Source organism: Synergistaceae bacterium (genome assembly GCA_012521675.1).
Lineage (GTDB): Bacteria > Synergistota > Synergistia > Synergistales > Aminobacteriaceae > JAAYLU01.
Genome location: JAAYLU010000062.1, coordinates 1 through 9,181, shown reverse-complemented (window position 1 = coordinate 9,181; position 9,181 = coordinate 1). Strand labels below are relative to the sequence as shown.

Sequence of the window (9,181 nt, the reverse complement as noted above, 5' to 3'; positions counted from 1 at the left end):
GCTCTACACCGCGCAGCATGGGTTCGTCCATGATCGTGCTGCCCGGCGCAAAAATAGTCGGCACCGTCGGTGGCGGAATAACTGAACACAGGGTCATAGAGAAGGCGCTGGGACTTCTTAAAAAAGGCACGGGGAGCCTGTTGCACCGAGAGACCCTTACGGACACGGAGGCCGCGTCCGAGGGTGCAGCGTGTGGAGGTACCATGGGAATCTTTCTCGAGGTGGTCGGGAGGAAGAGAGAACTGGTAGTATTCGGAGCGGGGCACGTCGGCAAGGCAATAGCACGCCTGGGCGACATGACGGGTTTCTCCGTCACCACGTGGGACGAGAGGCCGGAGTTCGCAAACGAGGAGAACATTCCATGGGGAAAGACGATCTGCTGCTCCGTGGAGGACTTTTTTTCGCGTTTCGGCTCGTTTCACGAGGACGTCTACGCCATCATCGTGACCCGGGGCCATGCGCTTGACGCCGACGTGGTCAAGATCCTGGAGGACAAGCCCGCGGCCTACATGGGGATGATAGGCTCAAGAAAGAAGATAGCCGTGGTTCGCGAGCGCCTGCTCGAGCAGGGAGTTTCCGCAGGGCACATAGACAGGATATATCAGCCGGTCGGGCTGCCGATACGCGCGGAGACCCCGGAGGAGATAGCCGTGTCAGCCATGAGCGAGGTCATCGCGGTCGCAAGGGGCGCGGACTTGGAGTCGCTCCGCTCGCCTCTTTCAAGGAATAATCGCGATATCGCTTGAATATGAAAGTACTCCGATCAAATCGGTGATTAAACCCTTTCTATTGGAATTGAGAACGGTCCAAAGAAAGAATACAATATTGGTCAGTAAAGGTTAAGATTAGAAGCGGAGGGCGTGATCGCATAGATGGGCGTCGCATACAAGGACTACTATGAGATTTTAGGAGTGAGCCGGACGGCGTCCCAGGACGAGATTCGCAAGGCGTACAGGAAGCTTGCGAAGGAGCACCATCCGGACGTCAACAAGGAGAAAGGCGCGGACGAGCGCTACAAGGAGATAAACGAGGCCTACGAGGTTCTAAAGGATCCTGAGAAACGCCAGAAGTACGACACGCTTGGCGCCGGTTGGCGGCAGGGTCAGGACTTCACGCCTCCGCCCGGATGGGGCGGAGGAGGGGTCCACATGGACTTCGGAGGGGACGCAGGCGGTTTCAGCGACTTCTTCAGGACTATCTTTGGAGGCTTCGGCGGAGGTGCCCGGAGCGTGTCGATGGACGATCTTTTCCGCGGTCAGACCAGGCCGAGCGACGAGGAGATGTCCCTCGAGCTGACCCTGGAGGACATACTGAGTGGCGGGACAAAGACGATCTCGATGGAGCAGGTGGTGCAGGGGCCGGACGGCTATCCGACCCGGACAAGAAGGACCCTGAACGTAAACCTGCCCCAGGGCATATCGGACGGAACCAGGATCAAGCTGAAGGGAAAGGGGAGCCGTGGAGGCGATCTGCAGATAGTGATCCGTGTGGCACCTCACCCCAGGTTCGCGGTGGAGGGCTACGACCTCGTCACCTCGATGAAGATCTCCCCCTGGGAGGCGGCGCTCGGCGCGTCCATCCCCGTCACGACGCTCGACGGCACCGTGACGATGAGGCTTCCTGCGGGGAGCCAGGCGGGAAAGAGGCTGCGCCTGAAGGGCAAGGGGCTGCCTAGAAGGAAGGGCGCTAAGCCGGGCGATCTGATAGTCAGGCTCGAGGTAGCGGTACCGGAGAAGTTGAGCGACAGGGAGCGAGAGCTGTTCGAGTCGCTGGCAAAAGAGTCCTCGTTCAATCCCCGAGGCTGAGGAGCGGGGGAGCAGATTCGTCGCGCCCCGCGGGCCCCGGCGAGGCCACCGTGAAGCGCGAGGTGGCGGTCCTACCTGCGGCGTCTACCATGGACACGGTGTAAACCCCCTTTTCGAGCCTCCAGAATATGGCATTCCAGTCATCCTGCCTGCCGACGAACTCGCCGCCGACGAACCAGTACACAGGAAGCTCCGCTCCCTCGGCCTTCAGAGCCGCCCTCTGCTCACCCCCGAGCGGGGTCAGGATGTACCGGGCACCAGGGAGAGGCGAAACGATGGATACCTTGCCCTCTTTGAAGGCCGAGACGGGCCTTCTCACGGCGTAATCCTCCAGCTCGGCGGGCCAGATTATGGCGGGGGTGCCGTCCCGGTACGCGTGCATGGAGCAGGGGACCGAGGATGACACTCCCTCGATAGCGTAGTCTTGCCTGCTCAGAGGGCATAGGGGGGAAAGAGGCTGCCCCGAGAGTGAACAGACCGGGCGTGTGGTTATCTGAAGCGGTCTCTCGTACCACCCGGCTAGGGGAAGGACCCTGAGAATCTCGACTATCGCGGGCGCTGCCGCGTTGATGCCGACCAGCTCCGGGTGAGCCTTGCCCGATGGGTCCCCCATCCAGATCACCACAGTGTGCTTGGGGTTGTAGGCGGCGGTCCATGCGTCCCTGTAGCCGTAGGAGGTCCCCGTCTTGTAGGCGAACCACTCCTCGCCGTGTTCTATCCGTTTGCCGTGAAGGGGCAGAAGACGCCCCGTATCCCTCAGTATGTCCGCGGTCATGAACGCGGCCGCCTCGGATGCCAGCCTCTGGCTCATTGACGGCTCGTCCATGAGAAACCGGGGACTGCGCCTGACTCCGAGAGATGCCAGCGCTCCGTACGCTTCGGCCATCTGCAGCACGCTGGTCTCGCATCCCCCTAGAATGAGCGAGTCCCCGTAGTGGGACGGACCGCGGGTCAGGAAGGAGAAGCCCGCTGTTCGCAGAAGATCGAGCGTCGCCTCGGGGCCGACCATCCTCAGGACCCTGACGGCGGGCACGTTGAGAGAGTCCGACAGGGCCGTCCTCGCCGAGACAGGGCCCCTGTAGGAGAGGTCGAAATTTCGTGGCGCCTGGCCCGAGAATGAGAGGGGGGTGTCGGACAGCAGGGAGGACGGGGTGAGCAGCCCTCTGTCGAACGCCGCCAGGTAGACGAAGGGCTTCAGCGCCGAGCCGGGCGAACGGGGGCGGCGGGCGCAGTCCACCCATACTGCGTCCCTGTGAGTGTCTCGTACGTACGGCGATCTCATCCGTGCGTTCCCTACGTAGGCCAGGATATCGCCCGTGTCGTTGTCCATTATCACCCCCGCCGAAGTAATATCCCCCGGCAGGGAAGCCAGCGAGGCGGAGAGGGTTCGCTCAAGCAGGCTCTGAAGCCCGGGGTCGAGAGTGGTCCTGATCTCTCCTCCCTCCCTCCTCTCGCCCAAGGCGGCCAGAGAGAAGTGAAAGGCCTTGGAGGGGAAGGTCCCTCTGGCGGACGGGACCAGTTCCTCTGTCGCCAGTCTGTGTTGCTCCTCCGTTATCGCACCACGCTCGAGAAGGGACGAGAGAATGGCGTCTCGCCTCGTCCGTGCGGCTTCGGGGTTCCTGTCGGGCCTGTAGAGAGTCGGTCCCTTGAGCATTCCCACGAGCAGGGCCGCCTCGCCGAGCGAGACCTCCTTTGCACTCTTCGAGAAGTAGATTCGAGCCGCCGCCTCGACCCCCCTGATATTGCCTCCGAACGGTGCCCGGTTCAGATATAACTCCAGTATCTTATCCTTGGACAACAGCCCTTCGAGCTTCATCGCAGTTGCGAATTCGATCAGCTTCGTGCCCAATGTGCGCGCCCTGGGGTGCGAAAGGCGGACCACCTGGCTCGTGATCGTGGACGCACCGGATACGACCTTGCCCGTCCGCAGGTTCTGCCACGATGCTCTAGCAAGGGCGGCCAAGTCGACGCCTCCGTGCTTCATGAATCGGCGATCCTCCACCTCGACCGCCACCATCGGAAGGTGACGCCCCATCTGCTCGAGCGGTATCGGCACGGACCACTCGGAGGAGGACGACAGAAAGACAGACAGGACCTCCCCGTTCCTGTCGGTCAAGACCGGGGAGGTCGGCCATTCAAGGATCTCCTCCATCCGCAAGCTCACGGATGAGAACCATAACAGGCCCCCTCCGACCGCCAGGGCGAGAGCGACGAATGTCGCAAGCAGAGAGCGGCGGAGGGGGACTCGCATCGTCAGTTGATCTCCACTGTGCCGGGGAAGCCGAGAGTCGCGTTTTCCGGCTCGTACATTCCCTCTGCCGAATAGGGCGGCAGAGTGAAGGCGCCCTTTGACACAGCCCGGATCTGGTAGCGGTACTCGACCGGCTTGGAGAGCCTGTCAATGAATAGAATCAGCCGGTCGTCGCGCATCTCCGCTCGTATGCCCCGATAGTCCGGAGAAGAGCCCTCTCCAGTGAGCCTCGGATTCTCTATCTCCATGCCGCCGGGCAGCATGTCGACCACGATCAGGTCACGCAGGTCGGAGGCCGGCGTGATCTCCAGCGCGACTGTAATTCGGTCGCCCCTGGATATGGGCTCACCCTCGAATATCACGTCTCCGTCGCGGGAGTACCAGGTCCTCTCGATCTCGACGCCTTTGCTGAACGGTTTGGGCGCCTCTAGCGGGACACCCGCCGAGGTCCAGGCGAAATAGGCTGTCCCCTCTCCCGTCAGACTCAGCGTCAATCCTCCCTTGGGCAGTTCCTTCAAGGCGAGGGCCGTTCGTTCACCGTCCTTGAACGAGGCCACAATGTTCCCGGACTCGTCATTGAGCACGGCCGTGAAGGGTTTCCTGGCATCGCGTGTCTTTTCGATCCACTTGCCCAGGGCCAGGGCGGCCATGGCGTTGTCCTGTGTCGTGCGCCATTCACCCGCGCGGGCCTCCGCCACGAGCTTTGCCGCAAGCTCCGCCGCCGTTGCCGACAGCGGGTCGACGTCGCTCCACATCAGCAGTTTAAGAGCGGCGCTCCTGGACGGAGTCTCGAAGGTCGCGCCTCCGCCCTTGATGGAGGGTGCCGCGCTCAATGCCTTCAGCGGCTCCGATGTCTTTGACGAGAGGGCATAGGCACCCGCCAGGAATATCTTCCCCGACTCGTACAGGGAGTTGCGGTGCTCTCCCAGGTGGGCCATCCAGCCCAGGGGCGCCTCTCCGCGAAGCGCGAGTATGTAGCAGGCGTACGCCTTCAGCGTCAGGTTCTCGCTGAAGGACTGATCGTCATCCCCCCTCGGGGCGAGAGGCAGTGTCGCTCTCGTGTTTGCAAGAGCGGCCTCCAGCATATCAGCCGGGACTGCGGTATTCATCCTTTGGGCCTCGACAAGGAAGTGGGAGGCGTAGAGCGATCCCCACGGGAACGGAGTGGAAAGCCCCGGCCAAGCGGCAAAGGCACCATTGTAGAGCTGCATAGCGGATATCTGGGAGATCTTGCGGGCCAGTGCAGCGTCCCTCTCGCCCCTGTCCGCGAGCATCGGATCGATCTCGCCCACCAGGTCGTCGAGCACAAGGAGCGGCCATGCGCCGGACACGGTCTGCTCCAAACAGCCGTAGGGGTAATCCAGCAGGAAGGTTACGGCGCCTGCCAGGTCGAGCGAGGGCAGGTCGGAGAGAAGCAGAAGGCCGTCCTCCGTCCCCTCGAACCACTTTCTCGGTATCTTGATCGAGACTGGCTGTTCTCCGTGAACCAGGCCGGACCCCGACAGAGAAACCCTCGGGAAGGCCGGCCTCACCGGAAGGTCGAGGTGTTGTGTGAAGCCGCCCTCGTCCCAGGTCGTCTCGACCGTCAGCGCCGTGCGACCAGCCTCCGGGCCCGCCGTGAACGGCACTTCCAGCAGCTTGTCGCTGCCGGGTGCCAGGTCTGCCCTGTACTCGTTCTCTCCTGCGAAGGAGAGAGGTCCGTCCACTCCTATCCTGACCGTGACCTTGCGGGTGTCCGGCGCGGAGGAGAATATCTTAAGAGGCGCGTCGAACGAGTCACCGGGAGAGACCGCGCGAGGAAGAGACAGCTCTGTCGTGATATCGCGGGCGATCGTGACGTGCGAGTCGGCCTTGCCGAATGAGTTCCTGGAGGAGGCGACCGCCATCAGACGCCCCTTGCCGCTGAACTCCGGGATGTCGAAGGTCGCCTCGAAGGAGCCATTATCATCCGTGGGAACGCTCCCCAGGAATACGGATAGCACTCTGAACTCCCTTGCCGAGACGGGCGGCAGGCCTGCCCTAAGGGCGGCCATCATAGCCTCGTCCGCCCCTCCGCCGGCCTTCAGTAACGGGGTCTCTCTGGATTCTAGAGGAAGAAGCTGGTCGTAGAGGTCATAGAGAGAGATCCCCTGTGCACGCTTCGCCATGAAAAAGCCCCACGGGTCCGGCGTCTTGAAGCCGGTAAGGGACAGGATCCCCTCGTCGACGAGGAAGAGGACGACTTCTCCCTTCCGCTTGCTCCCCTCGCCGTCGGTCAGAACGCCGCGCACGGTCAGAGGCTCGTCCGGCAGGGTCCTCTCCGGGCTTTCAAGCGCCACGTCCAGGCGCTGGCTTCTGTGCTCCACCTGGATCGAAAGGGTCCCGACCGCCCTGTGGTTTCCCCACTCCTCGCCCTCGACCACCGGGCGTATCACGGTCGCGGTAATGTAGGCGTTCGGGATCATCTCCCTGGTCACAGGGATGCCGAGTTTCACCTCGCCCTTGGTGATGGGCAGAGTCTTTCGGAAGATCTCCCTGTCCGTCTCCACCGTCACCAGGAGGTTTCCGAGGAACGGGCTCTTCAGGGTCACGACGGCGTCGTCCCCAGGTTCGTAGCTCTTCTTGTCCGCGGTTATCAGCACACGGTCAAGGAGTGTGGAGCCGACCGAGCCCTCGCCGTAGGGGGTCCAAGCGTAAATAGACGCGGAGGCGGCACTGTCGGATTCTTCGTCCGTGATCCTGATCACGTACTCCCCGTCGGTCTTCGGAGTGAACGAGAAGAGCCCGGTCCCGTCTGAGAACTCGACGGCGGCGTCCGTGTACGGCGTCAGCTCCCGCTGGAACTGCATCCTGGTCTGGCTGCCGACTCGCACCAGGTTGTAGTGGTTCCTCACAAGGAAGACCTCGGCGATGGCCGTTTTGAGCCCGGAAGGCTCTCCGTCGGGACTGACGGCGGCGAAGCGGAGCTTTATCTCCTTTCCAGGGATCAAGTCTCCCTTCGGGCTCTCTATCCCGAGGTATACGGGATAGGCGTGGAAGGGCAGGCTGAAGGATGTCGGCACCCATCGCCCGCTCTCCTCCATGACCTTGACGAAGAAGGTCAGATCGATCGCGGAGGGGGGTAGCCAGCTCTCGGGGGCGGAGAACTCGAGCTTCCCGTTTCCGTCGCCGTCCAGCTTTCCGTCTCCGACGTAGTCGGTGATGCTCGCGAACTTTCTCTCAGCATCGCCGAATGTAAAGGCGCTCCAGCCCTCGGGTTTGAACTGTACGGCCGATGCCCTCACCTCCGCCTCGAAGGGCAGGTCGGCAGCGGGCGCGCCGAACAGGTATGAGGAGCTCACGTCAATCGTCAGTGTCTCTTCCGCTCTCAGCGCCTCGGAGTCGGTGGACGCCTTCACCTCGAGGCGCGGCGGCACGAAGTCCTCCACGAAGAACTCGGTCCTGCCGAGCGGTTCGTTCTCCTGGCCCGGCAGAGCGACTATCGCGCTGTAGGCCCCTGTGGGCGAGGCCGGGACGAGCTGCGTCGAGAAGGACGTTATTCCCTCGTCGGACAGAAGAGCGGTGCCTCGTGCAATCTCGCGGCCGATCGATGAGCGGACGACGTAGACCAAGGGGAATGGCTCCGGCGGAAGGAAGTCCTTGGTGCGGACGATCGCCGAGAAGTCCACAGTCTCGCCGGGGCGGAACACGCCGCGCGGTGCGAAGAGCATCGCGTCGTAGGCCTCTGTGCGGGGCCTCCCGTCGACGTCGAACCCCGCTCCCAGCAGAAGATCCTCCTCGAGCTTGAGGAATGAGACGTCGTCGCCCTTTTCGACCGTGACAATGGCCGGAACGAGCTGCGGGTCCCACGCCTCCTCCTTGGAGTGAGTGAACAGGCCGTTTTCGTCCGTGGCACCGCCCGCGAGCAGCTGATTGTTGCGTGAGTAGACGCGTACCGACGCGTCCTTGACAGGGTCTATTCCCAGGATGGAGTTCGCCCAGACTGTTAGCCCCTTCCTCCAGACCCTTGCCACTATGCCGATGTCCGTCACGGCGACAAGCTGTTCTGCCTCGGCCCAGTACTCGCCCGAGGACTCGGACGCTGTCAGAAGAAACACTCCCTTCGCGCCGTCCGCCAGTTCACGCAGGTCGATCGCCCGGCGCACAGTTTGGTTGATCTCGCCCTCGGGCCGGGCCGTGCGTGTGGCCACGTTGCGCGACATGTCCCTCGGGGAGATGTAGTTCGAGGCCATCGACAGCGGGATGTTGTTCTCGTAGACCCTCCACAGGTTCAGCGAGATCTCCTCGATGTTCACCGATTCGATCGGTATCCTCAGATCGCCCGCCGGGCTGAGGAAGACGCCCCCCGACGGGAAGGCGATCGACGGGTAGTGGTCGGGGAAAACGACGGCCTTCTTGAAGTCGCTCTCCAGAGGCGCCCCCTCCTTTGACGGGAGTCCCTTCTTGATGGTCACCTCCACCCTCTGCCTCGGCTTGAAGTCACCGAGGATGGAGAAGCCGTTGTAGTGAGGGTCTATCGTGAAGTCGGACACGGGGGAGATCTCTATGTACTTTGAAGCCGCCGACATGTCCGCACCTATCGATGTGTTCACGTATATGACGCTCGTCGCTGGGTAGCGGGTGTCGGCGTAGACGCTGTTGATCTCCAGCTTTCGAGTGACCTTTATAACGCGACGCGCCTCCTGGTCGATCCCCAGAGGGCCCGCATCGCTTGTAAGGCCGGGCGCGAGGACAAGCGTGATCTTCTCACCGCCGAAGTATCCGGTGCTGAGGCGAATGTTGGAAGACGGCGCCTGCCCCGATATCGAGTAGCCGATCTGCTCCCGTCTTTCGTTCAAGAGCGTTAGGAAGCCCCTAAGCCTGAACGGAGACACAGGAACGTTGAAGGAAAGCTCGATCATCACGTTGTTGCTGTCGGTGATGCCGGTCTGCCTTGCGCCCAGGAACCTCAGCGGATCGGTGCTGTACTCGAAGCTCTGCCTGCCCGCCAGCATCCTGCCGTTCGTATCCCTTAGAGACTCCTTCGCCGTCACCCGGAACAGAGTGGCCTGCGGAGGGTTGGCGATGGGAGTGAAGACGAAGGTCCTTGTGTCCATCCACTTTCCCATGCCCTTGACCTGCGGGCTGAACTCGATGGGTACAGCAT

Annotated in this window: 4 protein-coding genes; 2 read left to right on the top strand and 2 right to left on the bottom strand. The window is 62.4% G+C overall.

The genetic code is table 11. From position 1 onward, the window contains the following. Together GX181_06140 and GX181_06135 are read left to right on the top strand one after the other, a co-directional pair. Positions 1-746, top strand: a 746-nt coding sequence (locus GX181_06140) for a xanthine dehydrogenase (GenBank protein NLM71519.1), incomplete at its 5' end; no start/stop codon positions are given. A gap of 126 nt (positions 747-872) precedes the next feature. Beyond that, the gene (locus GX181_06135) at positions 873-1,805 is read left to right on the top strand and encodes a DnaJ domain-containing protein (protein ID NLM71518.1); all 933 of its coding nucleotides are present in this window, start codon (positions 873-875) and stop codon (positions 1,803-1,805) included. Here GX181_06135 and pbpC read toward each other — a convergent pair. Together pbpC and GX181_06125 are read right to left on the bottom strand one after the other, a co-directional pair. Continuing rightward, the gene (gene pbpC / locus GX181_06130) at positions 1,789-4,056 is read right to left on the bottom strand and encodes a penicillin-binding protein 1C (protein NLM71517.1); all 2,268 of its coding nucleotides are present in this window, start codon (positions 4,054-4,056) and stop codon (positions 1,789-1,791) included. The two genes, GX181_06135 and pbpC, sit on opposite strands and share 17 nt — an antisense overlap. A gap of 2 nt (positions 4,057-4,058) precedes the next feature. After that, positions 4,059-9,181 (bottom strand): alpha-2-macroglobulin family protein (locus GX181_06125; protein NLM71516.1); only part of this gene is annotated, 5,123 nt, incomplete at its 5' end.

Coding starts and splice junctions, on each gene's coding strand:
- GX181_06135 (NLM71518.1), top strand. CDS start 873: ATGGGCGTCGCATACAAGGACTACTATGAGATTTTAGGAGTGAGCCGG.
- pbpC (NLM71517.1), bottom strand. CDS start 4,056: ATGCGAGTCCCCCTCCGCCGCTCTCTGCTTGCGACATTCGTCGCTCTC.